Raw genomic sequence first — 16,640 nt, forward strand, 5'->3', positions numbered from 1 at the left:
CGGTGTCCCGGGCGGGCCGCTCGCCCCGGATACGTCATCGGCGGGCCCGCGGGGTCCACTGGCCCAGGGCCTGCGCCCGCCGTGCCCCGCGCCCGGAGCCGTCGGTCCGTGCGGCGGGCACGGCGTCAGCCGTGTCCGCCGGCTCCTCCCGCGTGTCCGCCCGGGTCAGGTCCGTCAGGTCCGTCAGGTGCGCGGCCAGGGCCCGCGCCGTGGTGTGCCGGAACAGGCCGGCCGGCCGCAGGTCCGGGTAGCGGGGCTGGAGCAGGGCGAGGACGCGGATGATCCCGGCGGAGGTGCCGCCCAGGTGGAAGAAGGTGGCGCCCGGGTCTGTCACCCGCTCGCCGAGCACCTGCTCCCAGACCTCCAGGACGACGCTCGCCGCCGAACCGGACAGCTCCTGCGTGCCCGTACGCGGGGCGGCCGGGGCGCTGCGCGCCGCCCAGTCGGCCAGGGTCAGCCGGTCCAGCTTTCCGTTGGGCGACTTCGGCAGGACGGCCACCGTCTGCCAGACGGTGGGCAGCATCGCGCCGGTCAGCCAGCCGGCCGCGTGGCGGCGCAGCCCGGCCGCGGCCGCGGCGGACAGGGGGACCGGCAACGCCTCCGCCGCGGCGTCGCCCTGCGGGACGAGATCCGCGGCACCCTCCTCGGGGACGAGGAAGGCGGCGACCCCGGTGCGGTCGGGCAGGACGGCCACCGCCGCGTCCCGTACCCCCGGGTGCAGACGCAGCGTGGCCTCGATCTCCCCGGTCTCGACGCGCTGTCCGAGGACCTTGATCTGCTGGTCGGCGCGGTGCAGGAACCGCAGCCCTGTGCCCGGGGCGAAGGACACCACGTCGCCGCTGAGGTAGCCGGTGTCGCCCCCGGCCCAGGGCAGGACGGGGAAGCGCTCGGCGGTGAGTTCGGGGCGCCGCCAGTATCCGCCGCCGATCCCGGTGCCCGTGATCACCAGGTCGCCGGGGCAGCCCGGCGGCATGGCCCTGCCGTGCGCGTCCACCACGTGGCAGCGCACCCCGGGCAGGGGCAGGCCGATGTGCACGGGGGTGTCCGGGTGTACCCGCCACAGCGTGGTGTAGACGGTGGCCTCGGTGGGCCCGTACCCGTTGACGACCGGTCCCGGGACCAGGCCCGCCAGCTCGGCGGCGAGGTCCGCGTCGAGCGGTTCGCCGGCGACGACGAGCGCGCCGAGCCGCCCGAGCAGCCGGCGGCCCTCGGGGGAGGAGGTGTGCAGCCGGGCCGCGGAGGGCGTGCACTGGTAGAACGCGCCGTCGGGGACGACGTCCTCGTCGAGCATGGTGCGATGGCTGGTCAGATGCACGGCGCAGCCACGGGTCAGGGACCAGAACAGTTCGATGAGGCAGATGTCGAAGGACAGGCTGGTGCCCGCGAGGACGACGTCGGGTATCGCGTCGAGCACGCCGTCGAAGCCCGCGAAGAGGGCCCAGAGATTGTCGTGGCGGACGACCGTGCCCTTGGGCCGTCCCGTGGAGCCGGACGTGTACATCACATACGCCGGTGAGTCGGCCGGAACCTGCGGCCAGGCGGCGGGCAGCGGCGCCTCGGCGTCCGGGGCCAGCGTCGGCACCCCGGGCAGCAGGGGGGTCTCGGCGATCACGGCCGCGGGGGCGGAGTCCTCCAGCATGTAGCGCAGGCGGTCACCCGGATAGTCGGGGTCGAGCGGCACATAGGCGGCGCCGGCCCGCCAGGCGGCCAGCACCGCGACGACCAGGCCGGCCGAGCGTTCCAGGCACACGCCCACCCGGTCGCCGGGCCGTACGCCGGCCGCGATCAGGGCCGCGGCGAGGCGCTCCGCACGGGCGGCAAGCGTGGCGTGGTCGAGGAGTTCGGCGGAGGTGACGAGGGCCGTGACGTCCGGGGTGCGCCGGGCCTGCTCCTCGACGAGCCGGTGGACCGGTGCCGGGGTGCCGGGGACGGGGGCGCCGGTCAGCGCCGCGAGCTCGGCCCGCTCCTCGGCGGTCAGCAGGTCGTGTCCGGTGAGGGGTACGGAGTGCGGTGCGGTGAGCGCGTCAAGGGCGGCGACGAGATGCGCGAGGAACCGTTCGGCGGTCCGCCCGTCGAGGGCCTGCACGGGGTGGGCGACGACCAGGTGTTCCTCGCCCTGCGGGCCGTGCAGCAGGGTCACGCTCAGGTCGTACTCGACCTGGTCCGACTCGGGCGGGTCCATCCGCCACAGCAGCCCGCCGCTCTCGGCCTCGGTGAACAACTCGCCCTGCGTGCACATGAGCTGGGTGAAGGGCTTGCGGTCCGGGTGCCGTTCGGCGCCGGTCGCGGCCAGGATCTCCTCCAGGGGCAGCTCGGAGTGCTCGACCGCGTCGAAGAGGGCTTCCAGCGTACGGTCGAGGAGCTGTTCCGTGGTGGCGCCGGACAGCGGGACACGGACGGGGATGGTGTTCTGCAGGCAGTTGATCACCGATGCCCCGCTGGTGTCCCGGCCCGCCCCGCTGGCCGTGGCGATCACCACGTCGTCGGTGCGCGCGTACCACCCGGCGACCCAGGCGAGGGACGCCATCACCTGCGTGAAAACGCTCGCCCCCGTCTCCCTCGCACGGTCGCGCATCAGGGCCACCAGGGCGGCGGGCAGCTGGGCCGTGACCGAGCCGCGGGTCCGGTCGGCGCCCGGGACCAGTTGCGGCAGGGTGCAGTCGGCGGGTGCGTCCTTGAGAGTACGGGTCCAGAACTCCCTTAGCGCGGCGGCCTGTTCACCCTGCGGCGGGGCCGGCAGCTCCCCGGCGTCGGGCAGCGCGTCGGGGCCCTGCGCGTACGCGGTGGTCAGGGCGTCGAGGAGCGCGGCGGCGGAGCCGTCGTCGAAGATCCCGTGGTGGACGCCGAACAGGAGCTGCGCCCTGTCCTCGCCGAGCAGCACGGAGACCCGGCACAAGGGAGCGCCCGCGTGGTCGAAGGGGGCGCCGAGCGCGTCGACCCGCTCGCGCAGCAGCCGCCCGGCCGACGCGGCGTCCGCGGGCAGCCGGTGCACCTCGACCGGGACGTCGGCCACCGGATGGACGCGCTGCATCAGCCCGGCCGGCTCCGGATGCAGGGAGAGGCGCAGCGCGGGCTGGGCGCGCAGCACCGCGCGCACGGCGGCGAGCAGCCGGTCACCGTCCACGGGGCCGGTCGCGGTCAGCCGGTGCACGATGGCGGGCCGCGGCTTCTGCAGGTCGAGCGTGAAGAAGCGGAGCTGCCCAGGGATCGCGGGTTTCTGCATGTGGATTCCTCCGAAAGTCCATGCCATTCCCGCACCGCTGAATTACCTGGCGCCGTGCGGCTCGTTTCATCAATCCAGGCGGATACTAATCAGTCGCACGTCAGCTTTGCGTCAACTATGTGTGAATAACATCCAGAAAAGTAAACGGATCTCCAAACTCCCAGGAAGAGGCGTTGACGCTGGTCGATTCCGGTCGCCATGCTCCTGCTCGGTCCACTGCGATTCGCCGAATTCAAAAAGAGCGCACAAGCGGGATGGGTGAGCACTTATGCCGGAAGAGCGGACGTCCGTCGATTCTCCTGAGGTATCCGCCGAACAGGATCTCTCCCAGAGAATTCTGGACCTGTGGTACGAGTCTCTCGGGCCGGATGCCGATATCTCCCAGGGGTTCATCGAGAACGGCGGCGACTCCTTCAAGGCGGTGCTTCTCGCCCATCAGCTCTTCGAGCTGACCGGCGAGGAGATCGACTATCTGGACATCCTGGAAGCGCCGGACGCCGCCGCGCTCCAGGGCGCCGTCCGCGCCGTCCGCCATGGCTGAGCGGCACCAGGGAGACCAGGAAAACGGGGCCACGCACCGGCTGACCCCCGGCCAGGCCGATCTCTACGCCGCCGACCAGCAGGCCGAGTTCCCCGCCACGTACAACTCCTCGCTCGTCCACCGTGTCGACGGCGCCCTCGACGAGGAGCTGCTGCGCGGCCGGTTCGCACGGCTGCTCACCGCCCATCCGCTGCTCGCCTCCCGGGTCGTGGAACGGGACGGTGCCCTGCTGTTCGCCCCCGCGCGGCGGGCTCCGCAACTCCACACGATGACGGCCCCGGTCGACCCCGAAGGCCCGCTCGCCCGCGCCCGGCTGCGGCGCGAGGTGCTGCGCCCGTTCGACCTGGAGCGCGGTCCCCTGCTCCATGCCGTCCTGGTCCGCTACACCCCCCGTACCGCCGATCTCGTCCTGACCGCGCACCACTTGGTGGTGGACGAGACGTCCATGGCACTCATCGCCCAGTGGCTGCTGGCCGGCGAGGAGGCCGCCGCGGTCCAGTCCTTCGCCGAGTGGGCCGACGGCCGGCACGAGCTGCCGCCCGCCCGCGAGGAACGGGCCGCCGCCCTGCGCGCCGAGCTGGTGGGCGGGGTGTCCTGCTCGCTCGACTGGGCCCGCACCCCGGCCGGCGGACCGGCCCCCACCGGCACGGCGCCCGACGAGGCCGTGGGCCTGCGCGTCCCGGAGGAGACCTGGGAGGGTGCGGCCAAGCTCGCCGCCGAGCTGGGCATCACCCAGCACTCCCTGCTGACCGCCGCCGCGGCCCTGGTCCTCGGCCGCAACAGCGGCACCACCCGCCCGGTGCTCGGGGCGGCCGTGTCACGGCGCACTCCGCGGCACGCCTCCACCGTCGGCTACTTCAACGCCACCGTGCCGGTCCCGCTGGATCTCGCGGACGAGCTGTCCGTCGCCGACTGGCTGCGCCGCGCGCACCGCCGCTGCCTCGACGCGTACCGCGACGCCGATCTGCCGCTGTCGTCCGTGCTGCCCGCCACCGACCGCGCCGGACTGTCCCTGGTCGTGGTCCCCTGCCGGACCCTGCCGGAGATCACCGCACCGGACCTCACCGCCCACCCGCTCCCGGACCCCGGCTTCGGCCCGGCCCAGTTCCCGCTCGCCCTCTATCTCCGCCAGGACCTGGGCGGGGAGGTGCGCGGGCTGCTGCGGTACCGGCACGACCGGGTCGACGCCGGAGCGGCCGAACAGTTCTGCCGCCAACTGGAGGCCACGCTCACCGCCATGGTCGGACAACCGCACACCCCGCTCGGCGAACTCTCCGTCCTACCGCCCGCCGCCCGCGCCCGCCTGCTGACCGCCGAGGGGCCCACCGGTGCGCCCGAGCAGACGGTCGGCGCGCCCTCGGCGAACCCCTTCACCGCCCCCGCGGCCGATCTGCCCACGCTGTTCGCCGCCCGGGCCGCCCGGCTGCCCGACCGCACCGCGGTCGTCTGCGAGGACGAACGGCTGACCTACCAGGAGCTCGACGAACGCTCCACCGCGCTCGCCCTCGCGCTCGCCGAGCGGAACGTGCGGCCCGGCGACCGGGTGGGCGTCTGCCTGGAGCGCGGCCTCGACCTCGTCGTGGCGCTGCTCGCCGTACTGAAGGCCGGTGCCGCCTATGTTCCGCTGGACCCCGGCTATCCCCAGGACCGGCTGGCCTTCATCGCCGAGGACACCGGCCTCGCCACGGCCGTGACCGACCGCGACCCCGCACTGCTGCCGCCGGGCCTGACGCTGCTTCCGCCCACGGCCGTCCCCACGGGCCCGGGCCGTGAGCTGCCCGCCGCCGACCCGGAGCGCGCGGCCTACGTCATCCACACCTCGGGCTCGACGGGCACCCCCAAGGGCGTGGTGGTGCGGCACCGCAACGTCACCGCGCTGCTGGCCGCGACCGCCGGTCCCGAGGGCTTCGCCTTCGACGAGCGCGACGCGTGGTCCTTCTTCCACTCCTTCGCCTTCGACTTCTCGGTCTGGGAGATCTGGGGCTGCCTGCTGACCGGCGGACGGCTGGTCGTCGTACCGCACTGGAGCGCCCGCGACCCCGAGCGGTTCCACGCCCTGCTCGCCCGTGAGCGGGTCACGGTGCTCAACCAGACCCCCTCCGCCTTCGCACAGCTCCTCGCCGCCGACGAGAGTGCCGAAGTCCCGCTGTCCGTACGGCTGTTGATCTTCGGCGGTGAGCCGCTGGAACCCGCGCTGCTGCTTCCGTGGTTCGACCGCTACCCGGAGCGTGTCTGCCGGGCGGTGAACATGTACGGCATCACCGAGACCACCGTGCACTGCACCTGGCGCACCCTCACCCGGGCCGACGCGCTGAACGGAACGCGCTCGGTGGGCCGGGCGCTGCCGGGCTGGCGGCTGTACGTCCTGGACGAGGAGGGCCGCCCGGCCGCCCCCGGCGTTCCCGGGGAGATCCATGTCAGCGGTGCCGGTGTGGCCGCCGGGTACCTCAACCGCCCGGAACTGACCGAAGGGCGCTTCGTCCGGGGACGGCTCGCCGAGCGGCCCGACGAGCTGCTCTACCGCTCGGGGGACCGGGGCCGGCTGCTGCCCGACGGGGAGCTGGAGCATCTGGGGCGTCTCGACGACCAGGTGAAGATCCGCGGCCACCGCATCGAACTCGGCGAGATCCGCGGCACGTTGCTCGCCCATCCCGCCGTCACGGCGGCCGCGGCCGTCGTCCGCGACGCGCACGACGCGGCCGCCGCACGGATCGACGCCTATCTGGTCACCCCGGAACAGCGGGCGGACACGGCGGAGATCCGGCAGTGGCTCGCCGAGCGGCTGCCCGCGCACGTCCTGCCCGCCACGCTCACCGTGGTGCCCGCGCTGCCGCTGACCGCCAACGGAAAACTCGACGCGGCCCGGCTGCCCGTCCCCTCGCTCTTGCAGGCGCCCGCCCCGCCGGCCGGGGAACCGTCAGGTCGCGCCGCACCATCGGCCCAGTCCGCACCCCGGGCCGGGGGCACGGCGGACGCGCCGGACACCGCGCATCAACTGTGCGAGGTGTGGCAGCAGTTGCTCGGCGTCCCGGTGGGCGTGGACGACAACTTCTTCGAGATGGGCGGCAATTCGCTGCTCGCCGTGCGGCTCAACGCCCTGCAGCGCTCGACGGGCTTCACCGGCTCCCAGCTCAAGGACATTTTCCGCAACCCGACCCCGCGCCGACTCGCGGCCGTCATCGGTCCGCCCCCCGCCGGGCGCCACCCCCAGGAGGAAGCGTGAGCGAGCAGCACACCGTGAACGACGCGGACGGCACTGGCCCCGGCTCCGGCGCCGCGGACCACGCCGTCGCCGTCGTGGGCATGTCCCTGCGGGTGCCTGGGAGTTCGCAGCCGCAGGAGTTCTGGGCGTCCCTGGTCGCCGGCACGGTCAGCCTGCCGGCCGCCGCCGGCACGGACTCCGATGGCACGGACTCCGCCGGCTCAGGTGCTCCGGGGAAGCCGCCGACGCGCGCGGGCCAGATCGACCGGTACGACCGTTTCGACGCCGAGCTGTTCGGGATGCTGCCCGCCCAGGCCGCCGCCACCGACCCCCAGCACCGCGTGCTGACCGAACTGGCCTGGCACGCCCTGGAGGACGCGGGCATCGACACGACGCGCACCGCCGACCGGGTGGGCGTGTTCGTGGGCAGCGGCACCGACGCCTACTTCCGCGACCACGTGCTCAAGGACGAGAAGACCGTACGCGCCCTCGGGCCCGAGCAGCTCGCCCTCGGCAACTCCCGGGACTTCCTCGCCACCGGCCTGTCGTACCGGCTCGGCCTGACCGGCCCCAGCATCACCGTGCAGACGGCCTGTTCGACCTCCCTGGTCGCCGTCCACCAGGCCATCCGCAGCCTGCTCACCTACGAGTGCGACATCGCGATCGCGGGCGGTGCCACGGTCCACACCAGCCAGGACCCCGCGTACGAGTACACCGAGGGCGGCATCACCTCGCCCGACGGCCGCTGCCGCGCCTTCACCCGGGGCAGCGCGGGCACCGTGCCGTCCAGCGGTGCGGGCGTCGTGGTCCTGCGCCGCGCGGCCGACCTGCCGGACACCGGCGAGCGGGCCCGCGCCCTGCTCCTGGGCAGCGCGGTCAACAACGACGGCGGCGACCGGATGAGCCAGACCGCGCCCAGCCCGACCGGCCAGGCCGAGGTGCTGCGCGAGGCGCTCGCCGCCGCCGGGCTCGACCCGCGCGACGTGGGCTACGTCGAGACCCACGGCACCGGCACCCAGCTGGGCGACCAGGTCGAACTGTCCGCTCTCGCCGAGGTGTACGGGCAGTCGGCCGCACAGCCCGCTCTCGCCCTGGGATCGGTCAAGCCGAACATCGGCCACTGCGACACCGCCGCCGGAGTCATCGGGCTGATCAAGGCTGTCCTTGCGGTGGAGGCGGGCGTGCTGCCCCCGACGCCCGCACAGCCGGGCGACGGCCCGGACGCGGACCTGGGGTCGCCCCGCTTCGAACTGCCCCGCACCGCCCGGGCCTGGCCCGCCGACCGGCCCCGTACCGCCGGGGTGAGCTCGTTCGGTCTGGGCGGGACCAACTGCCATGTCCTGCTCACCCGGGCACCGGAGTCCGCCCCCGCGAGCGCCCCGGCCGACGTCACCCCGTCCACCGTCGTGCTCTCCGCGGCCGATTCCCGGGCCCTGCGCCACAAGGCGCGCGATCTGACCGCGTGGCTGGACGGTCCGGGGGCCGAGGTTCCCCTCGACGTGCTCGCCGGAACCCTCTGGCACCACCGCCGGGTCCTGCCCGAGCGCTGGGCCCTCACCCTGCCCGCCGATCCTTCCGCCGCCCGGCAGCGGCTGCGCTCCGCCCTCACCGCGCTCGCCGAGGAGGGCGGCGGCCGCCGGGCCGAACCGGAGCCGCTGCTCGGCGTCGTGCTGCCCGGCCAGGGCATCGACCTCGCCGGAGCCGGGGCCCGACTGGCGGACGCGGACCCCGAGTTCGCGGCCGACCTGGCCGAACTCGCCTCCGTGGTGCGGGCGGCGGACGGACCGGACCTGGGGGACGCCCGGAACTGGCCCGCCGGCGACCCGAGGCTGCTCGACACCGCCGTCGTACAGCCCCTGCTGTTCGTGCTCGGGCTGTCCGGGCTGCGGCTGCTCGAACGCCGGGGGATCCGCCCCGGCCTGCTGCTCGGGCACAGTGTCGGTGAGCTGACCGCCGCCGCGTACGCCGGTGTCTTCACCGTCGAGGACGCGGCCGCCGCCGTCGTCCGCAGGGGCCGCCTGATGGCCGCCGCGGAGCCGGGGGCGATGGCCGCCGTACGGGCCGGGGAGAGCCTGGCCGTGGAGCTCTCGGCCGGACTCGACGTGGACGTCTGCCTGCTCAACGGGCCGGACAACACGGTCTGCGGAGGCCCCGAGGAGGCGCTCGCCGCCTTCGAGGAGCGCTGCCGCGAGGCCGGGGTGCGCACCACCCGGCTGCCCGCGACCCGCGCCTTCCACTCGCGCATGATGGCCCGGGCAGCGCGGGAGTTCACGGAGTTCGTCGCCACGCTCCCCGCGTCGGCGCCGGCCGTCCCCGTCCTCTCCGGTCTGACCGGCACCCCGCTCACCGGCCAGGAGGCCACCGATCCCGCGTACTGGGGACGGCAGTTGGACTCCCCGGTCCGCTTCGCCGACGCGGTCACCGCCCTCCTCGACGCCCGTCCCGCCGCCGTGTTCGGGCTGCACCGCGCGAACGCCCTGACCGCGCTCGTACGGCAGGCGGCCCGGGGCGCGGGACGCGATCCGCTCGTCGTGGACGCGGCCGGGCGTGCCCCGCAGGGCGGTGCCGCGGCCGACGAGAGCGCGGAGCTGCGGGCCGCGCTCGCCGCGCTGTGGACCGCCGGGTATCCGCTGCCCGCCCCGGCCCGGCCCGCCGAGGCCGTCCCGCTGCCGGGCTACCCCTTCGCCGACGACCGGCACTGGGTGGCGGCACCGGCCGACGAGCCCACGGCGGGCGGCGCCCCGGATCCGTACGCCTCTTCCGCACAGGCCTGGTCCGCGAAGGACGTGACGCACCAGGCGCCGGACACAGCGGCCGGTCCGGGTGACCTCCCGGCCGGTGACGCCGGCGCGGACGCCGAGGAAACCACCGCCGACGCCGTCCGCCGCATCTGGGCGGAGGCCTTCGGCGTCACCCACCTGCGCACCGAGGACAACTTCTTCGACCTCGGCGGCACCTCCCTGCACGCCGCCCAGCTGGTCAGCGTCGTCAATGACGCGCTGCTTGTCGAGGTGCGCCTTCAGGACCTGTACGAGCACTCGTCGCTCGCCGGGTTCACCGCCCGGATCGACGAACTCGCCGCACAGCGCGACGACGCCGAACTGCTGCGGCTGCTGGAAGAGATAGAGGCAGAGAGCGGGCAGCACGATGAGTGACCTCTCCGCGCGCCTCGGCGCGCTCACCCCCGAACAACGCCGCAGGCTCAGCTCGGGCCTGCGGGCCCGGCAGACACGGCAGCCGGAGGCGGCCGCCGCGCCGCCCCCGCGGCTGCGCCACAGCCTGTACTTCTTCGCGAGCGCCGACCACGCCGACGCGTCCGCGTACTACCCGTTCGTCCTGGAGGCCGCCGCCCGCGCCGACGAGGCGGGACTGCACGCGGTCTGGCTGCCGGAACGCCATTTCGTCGACTTCGGCGGTTTCTCCCCCAACCCGGCGGTGCTCGCCGCCGCGGTGGCCGCCCGTACCCGCTCCATCGGGATCCGGGCGGGCAGTGTGGCCGCACCGCTGCACCACCCGGCGCGCGTCGCCGAGGACTGGGCGCTGGTGGACAGCCTCTCCGGCGGCCGGGCCGGGATCTCCTTCGCCAGCGGCTGGCACCCGGACGACTTCGTCCTGGCCCGCACCGACTACGCCGACCGGCGCGAGACCACCTTCCGGTCCATCGAGGAGATCCGCGCCCTGTGGCGCGGCGACGCCCTGCCCTACCCCTCCACCGCGGGCACCACCCCGCAGATCCGCACCCGTCCCCGCCCGGTCACGGCCGAGCTGCCTGTCTGGCTCACCGCGACCGGCACGAGGCGCACCTTCACCGACGCGGCCCGGGCCGGGTACGGCGTGATGACCGCGCTGCTCGGCCAGACGATGACCGCGCTGCGCGAGAACATCGCCCACTACCGGCAGGCCTGGCGGGACGCCGGACACCCCGGCGAGGGCGACGTGGTGGTCATGGCCCACGCGTACGTCAGTGAGCGGGACGACCTGGAGGACTTCCTGCGCCCGGCGATGCACGCCTATCTGCGGTCCTTCCGCAACCAGACCGGCGGCGGGGACGACGAGGTCCTCGTGGAGAGCGCCTATCTGGACTTCCTCACCGGCCCTTCCCTGCTCGGTTCCCCCGCCAAGGCCCGCGGTGTCCTCGCCGAGCTGGCTGCCGCGGGCGCGGACGAGGTGGGCTGCCTCGTCGACTTCGGCCTGCCCGCCGACGATGTCCTCGCCGCGCTGCCCGCACTGTTCGGCCTGCGCACGGCACCGGCTCCGACCGCCGCGCCGGACCGGCCGGCCCCGATCCCGGAGGTGTCCGCGTGAGCGCGCCCGTCGACAAGTCACGCCTGGCCGGCCGGCTCGCCCGGCTCAGCCCCGCCCAGCGGGCCGCCCTCACCGCCCGGCTCGCCGAGCGCGACGGCCCGCAGCTGCGGCGCAGGCCGGGCCCCCGCGACCGGTTCCCGCTCGGCATGGACCAGGAACGCCTGTGGATCCTCGACCAGTTGGACCCCGGAACCACCACCTACACCCTCGGGTACGGGCTGCGCGTGGCCGGCGCGTTCGACCTGGACACCTTCACCCGGGCCGCGGACGCGGTGGTGCTCCGGCACGAACTGCTGCGCGCGAACGCGGAGTCCGAGGGCGGCAGGCCCTATCTGCGGGTGCACCAGGACCGGCGGGCCGAGATCAGCTACGCCGACCTGTCGGCCGCCGACCCGTCCCAGGACTCCGACGAGCGGATCGAGCGGCGCCGCCAGGAGTTCATCGCTGGGCAGGTGCGCCGTCCCTTCGACCTGGCCCGTGACCCCGTCCTGCGGCTCGCCGTGGCGAAGGTCGCCGAGGGAGACCACCAGATCGTCGAGACGATGCCGCACTCCTTCGTCGACCAGTGGTCCTACGTACGCCTCAACGACGAACTCCTGGAGCACTACCGGGCGCTGTCCGAGGACCGGGAACCCCGAGTGGCCGAGCTGCCCGTGCAGTTCGGCGACTGGGCGCACTGGCAGCGCGAACGCTTCGCCGGCCCGCACGGCGAGCGTCACCGGGAGTTCTGGCGGACCTTCCTGGACGGGGTGCCGGAGCGGCTCGCGCTGCCCTACGACCACAGTCCCGACACCGCCGACCACGCCGGGGAGCACTACGGCTTCATCCTCGACCGGGAAGTGGGCCTCGCCTTCGCCGCCCGCGCCCGCGCGGCCCGCACCACCCCGGCCACCGCGATGACGGCCGCGTACGCCGCCTTGCTGTACGAGCGGACAGGTCTGCGCGACCTGGTCGTCGGCATCCCCGCCGCCACCCGGGGCGAACCGGAGACCACCCCGCTCATCGGGTTCCTGCTCACCAGCATCCCGCTGCGGATCCGGCTGCCCGAGAACCCCACCCCGGACGACGTGCTCACCGCCACGGCCGCGGCCGCCGCAGCGGTGGCCGACCACCGTGAGGTGCCCTTCGGGGAGATCGTCCAAGCCGTGGCGCCCGACCGGTCGGCCACCCGGCATCCGCTGCTTCAGACCATGCTGGTGCAGCTCGACATCGACGACTCCAAGGCCCTGGGGCTGCCCGGCGCCGAGGTGTACGCCAACGCCGTGCCCGAGGGCGTCTCCACCATGGACCTCACCACCGCCTGGTGGCAGGTGGGCGACGTGGTCTACGGGCGCATGGAGTACCGCACGGCGCTCTTCGACCGCGCCACCGTCGCCTCGCTCGCCGGGCGGCTGCTGCAGATCGTCGAGCAGTTCGCCGAGCGGCCCGACGAACCACTGCGGAGGCCCGCTCCCCGGCCCGCGCAGCCCCCCGTCTCGCTGCTCTCCCCGCCCGCCGAGGCGGGGCCGCGAGCGGAGCCCGGACGGGCCGCGGGCGAGGACCTGCGCCGGGTCACCGACGCCTGGTGCGAGGTGCTCGGCACGGACCGGGCCGCCCCCGAGGACGTCTTCTTCACCTCCGGCGGCACCTCCCTGCTCGCCGTGCGCCTCGCCCACCGGCTCCGCGAGGCCGGGTTCACCGCCACCCTCAAGGACGTCTTCACCCACCCGGTGCTCGGCCGGCTCGCCGAGACACTCGGCGCCCGCCGCGCCGGAGCCCCGCAGGACGGCCCGGTGCCGGCGGCGGGTCCGCTCGGCCCCGAGCAGGAGATGCTGCTCGGCCGGGGCCTGGACCGGGTGGAGTCCTTCGCCCACAGCTACGTCCTGGAGGCGGCCGGGCCGCTGGACGCGGACCGGCTGCGGGACGCGGCGAAGGCGGTGGTGCGCGCCCACCCGACGCTCACCACCGCCTATCAACTCACCGCCGATAGCGGCGACTTGGGACCGCGCATCGTGCCCGGCGACGCCTGGCGCTGGTCGGCCGAGCCCGCCGGAACCTACCCGGAGCGGGTCGTCGCCGCGCAGCGCGCGGACTTCGACCTGGCGGCCGGCGTGCTGTTCGCGGTCAGCCATCTGCCCGGGGCGTCCGGCGCCCCGGACCGTGTGGTGCTCGGCGCGAGCCACCTCGTCATCGACGGGATGTCGTGGGGCATCGTCATCGCGGACCTGGCCCGGGCCTACCGGGGCGAGCCGCTCACCGGCGAGAAGGCGGGCTACGCGGAGCACGCGGCGGCCGTCAGGGCCCTCGATCCCGCGCCGCACGCCGCGTACTGGCGAGCCCAGCTGGCCGGAGCGGGCGCCTACCGCTGGAGCCTCGACGGGCCCAACGTGTACGGCGGCGAGCGGCAGTTCGAGGTGGAGGTGGAGCTGCCGGCCGAGTGGCACGGGCCGCTGGAGGCCGTGGCGCTGACCGCCGTCGCCCGCGCCCTGCGCCCCTGGGCCCCGGACGAGCAGGCGTCGTACTGGCTGATCGGCCTCGGCCGCGATCCCTTGACCGCGCTGCCCGGCTGGGACCCCGACCGGGCCGTCGGCTACTACTCGGCGCCCTTCCCCCTCCGGGTGCCGCTCACCGGCGGCAGCGCGGCGGACGACCTGCGGGCCACCGCCGCCGCACTGCGCGCCGTGCCCGACTCCGGCAAGACCTTCGGGCTGCTCGGCTGTGCCGCGGACGCCCGGCTGCGCGAGGAGTTCGCCGCGCTCGGCGAGCCCCGGGTGATCGTCAACTACGTCGGCGAGCTGGCGGATCCGGCGAATGGAACCGGCGGGCTCTTCACCCGGTCCACGGAGACCGCGGCGACCGGCAACGAGGACGTCGAACGCCCGGTGGACGTCGACGTGGCGATCGCGCTGCGCGACGGCGCCCTGGTCCTGCGCTGGCTCCACAACCCGGACGCGGTGGACCCCGAGGCGGTCCGCGCCACCGCGGAGCTGGCGGCACGAGAACTGCGCGATCTGCTCAACGCGCCGCAGCAGCCCCAGGATCCGGACGGTGTCCCGGGAGTGACAGGAGTGATGGAGGAGACCATGGAACGCCTCTTCGAGCGGCTCAGCCGCGAGCGCCGCGACCGGCAGGGGGTACGGCGATGAGCGCGGCGCCCGGTACGACGGCGAGCGGCGCCCGCACCGCGCCGGCAGGGCGCCGAAGCCCGCTCGCCGCTCTCCTCACGGCCCAGTACCTGTCGGCGTTCGGCAACGCGATCACCGTGGTGACCGTGCCGCTGTACGTGCTGCACACCACCGGCTCCACCGCCACCACCGGTCTCGCCGGCTTCATCGGCGCGGTCCCGCTGATCTTCGCGGGGGCCGTCGGCGGCGTCCTCGTCGACCGCTTCGGCGGGCGCCGGCTGAGCGTGCTGTCGGACCTGGCTGCGGGCCTGCTCGTCCTGCTCGTGCCACTGCTCGACGCGACCACGGGCCTGCCCATCCCGCTGCTGCTCGCCCTGCTCTTCGCGCGGACCGTAGTGGCGACACCCGCGACCGCGGCCCGGATGACCCTGCTCAAACCGGTCACCGAGAACGCGGGCGCGCGCCTGGAGAGCGTCAACTCCTGGTACCAGGCCGCCCCCCGGCTCGGCCTGGTGGCCGGAGCTCCGCTGGCGGGTGTGCTGGTCGCCGCGACCGACTCCGTCGTCGGCATGTACGTCGACGCCGGCACCTTCCTGATCGCCGCCGCCCTGGTGACGTTCGCGGTGCCCGGCGGCGAGGCCAACAAGGGCTCCGCGCAGAGCGGCTTCGGCTTCTTCGGCCAGCTGCGGGAGGGCATGGCACTGGTCCGGACGATGCCGGTGATCGGCGCCATGACCGCGTTCGTGGTCGTCACCAACTTCCTCGACGACGCCTTCACCCCGCTGTTCCTGCCGGTGTACGCGCAGGACGTGCTGCACAGCAGCGCGGCCATGGGGTGGTTCCTCGGGGCGGTCGGCATCGGCTCGATCGTGGGCACCTTCCTGTACGGGCCCGCCAGCAGGACCTTCCTCTCCAGCCGCCGCTACACCCTCTTCGGCTGCTTCGCGATGGTCGCGGTGCTGCGGCTGCTGCTCGTACTCCAGCCCGGCGCCGTCGGCGTCACGGTGATCTGTTTCCTCACCGGTGTGGCCGGCGGGCCCCTCAACCCGATGCTGTCGACCGTCATGCTCGAACGCGTCCCCGAGGAGCTGCGCGGCCGGGTCTTCGGCCTCACCGGGGCCATGGCCCTCACCTCGGCCCCGCTCGGCGTTCTGACCGCGGGCTGGCTGGTGGACCTGGCCGGGCTGCGTGTCCCGATGCTGTGCTTCGCCCTCGTCTACCTGGTCCTGATCGCGGCGAGCTGGCGCCGGCCCGCACTCAAGGACATGGACGTCCGGCCGGCCGCCGACGGGCCCCGCGCGGCCGAGGAGGCCGACGGAGCCGTGATGCTCACGTCAACTGCCTCCGCCGACCGCCCCGTTGAGAGGGACCGGGCCTCGGACACCGGCCCGGGAAAGGTGCGTACCCGATGACCCCGCTGCACCCCGCCCCGCCCACCGGCCGCCTCGAAGGGCGCACCGCGGTGATCACCGGAGCCGCCCGCGGGGCCGGACGTGCCTGCGCGCTCGCCTTCGCGGCCGAGGGCGCCGACTTGGTCCTGCTCGACACGGGCGCCGACATCCCCGGGGTCCCGTACCCGCTGGGCACCGAGAGCCAGCTCGCGTACACCGCCGAGCAGTGCGGCAAGCTCGGCGCCGCCGTCCTGACCGCGGCCGTCGACGTACGGGACCTCGACGCGCTGACCCGGCTGCGGGAGACGGCGACCGCCCGCTTCGGTCCGCCGGACCTGCTGGTCAACAACGCGGGCGTGGTCGCGCCCTCCGGGCGGCCGGTGCACGAAACGGCCGAGGAGGACTGGCAGTTGATGCTCGACATCGACCTGAGCGGGGCCTGGCGCACGACCAAGGTGTTCGCGCCCGCCATGGTGGAGCGGCGCCAGGGATCGATCGTGAACATCGCCTCCACCGCCGGCCTCGTCGGCTACCGCAACTTCGCCGGGTACGTCGCGGCCAAGCACGGACTCGTCGGTCTGACCAAGGCGAGCGCGCTCGACTACGCCTCCCACCGGGTGCGGGTCAACGCGGTCTGCCCGGGCAACATCCGCGACGAGCCCGCGATGGACGGCCGGATGCTCTCCGAGGTGGCGCGCGCCCTGGACATCCCCGCCCAGGAGCACGAGGCGCTGTTCACCGCGGACCAGCCGATGCACACCCTCGTCGACCCCGAGGACGTGGCCGCCGCCGCCCTGTGGCTGGCGAGCGACGCCTCACGCCATGTCACCGGCACCACCGTGACGGTCGACGCCGGATACACGGTGCGGTGACG

The 16,640-nt window shown here is 74.5% G+C and carries 8 protein-coding genes; 7 read left to right on the top strand and 1 reads right to left on the bottom strand.

All coding sequences use genetic code 11. The features are described from left to right. Positions 1-34: 34 nt before the first annotated feature. Positions 35-3,223 carry a non-ribosomal peptide synthetase gene (locus OG975_RS36500; protein WP_406333658.1) on the bottom strand — a complete coding sequence of 1,063 codons (3,189 nt, stop codon included), beginning with the start codon at positions 3,221-3,223 and terminating at the stop codon, positions 35-37. A gap of 268 nt (positions 3,224-3,491) precedes the next feature. Between OG975_RS36500 and OG975_RS36505 the strand changes: the two genes are divergently transcribed. Genes OG975_RS36505 through OG975_RS36535 form a run of 7 tightly spaced genes read left to right on the top strand, consistent with a single transcriptional unit; the run spans position 3,492 to position 16,638 of the window. Next, positions 3,492-3,764, top strand: coding sequence for a phosphopantetheine-binding protein (locus OG975_RS36505; protein WP_406333659.1), 273 nt, complete (start codon positions 3,492-3,494; stop codon positions 3,762-3,764). After that, positions 3,757-6,987, top strand: a complete 3,231-nt coding sequence (locus OG975_RS36510) for a non-ribosomal peptide synthetase (protein WP_406333660.1) — start codon at positions 3,757-3,759, stop codon at positions 6,985-6,987. The genes OG975_RS36505 and OG975_RS36510 overlap by 8 nt, the downstream gene beginning before the upstream one ends. After that, positions 6,984-10,121, top strand: a complete 3,138-nt coding sequence (locus tag OG975_RS36515) for a type I polyketide synthase (protein WP_406333661.1) — start codon at positions 6,984-6,986, stop codon at positions 10,119-10,121. The genes OG975_RS36510 and OG975_RS36515 overlap by 4 nt, the downstream gene beginning before the upstream one ends. Further along, a complete protein-coding gene (locus OG975_RS36520) occupies positions 10,114-11,271 on the top strand; it encodes a MupA/Atu3671 family FMN-dependent luciferase-like monooxygenase (RefSeq protein WP_406333662.1) in 1,158 nt (385 codons plus the stop codon). Before OG975_RS36515 ends, OG975_RS36520 begins: the two co-directional genes overlap by 8 nt. Then, entirely contained in the window at positions 11,268-14,396 is a 3,129-nt protein-coding gene (locus OG975_RS36525) for a condensation domain-containing protein (RefSeq protein ID WP_406333663.1), read from the top strand. Before OG975_RS36520 ends, OG975_RS36525 begins: the two co-directional genes overlap by 4 nt. Then, entirely contained in the window at positions 14,393-15,787 is a 1,395-nt protein-coding gene (locus tag OG975_RS36530) for an MFS transporter (protein ID WP_406333664.1), read from the top strand. The genes OG975_RS36525 and OG975_RS36530 overlap by 4 nt, the downstream gene beginning before the upstream one ends. Continuing rightward, positions 15,784-16,638 carry an SDR family oxidoreductase gene (locus OG975_RS36535; RefSeq protein WP_406333665.1) on the top strand — a complete coding sequence of 285 codons (855 nt, stop codon included), beginning with the start codon at positions 15,784-15,786 and terminating at the stop codon, positions 16,636-16,638. The genes OG975_RS36530 and OG975_RS36535 overlap by 4 nt, the downstream gene beginning before the upstream one ends. Positions 16,639-16,640 lie beyond the last annotated feature (2 nt).

The organism is Streptomyces sp. NBC_00203 (genome assembly GCF_045206325.1).
Taxonomy (GTDB): Bacteria; Actinomycetota; Actinomycetes; order Streptomycetales; family Streptomycetaceae; genus Streptomyces; species Streptomyces lutosisoli.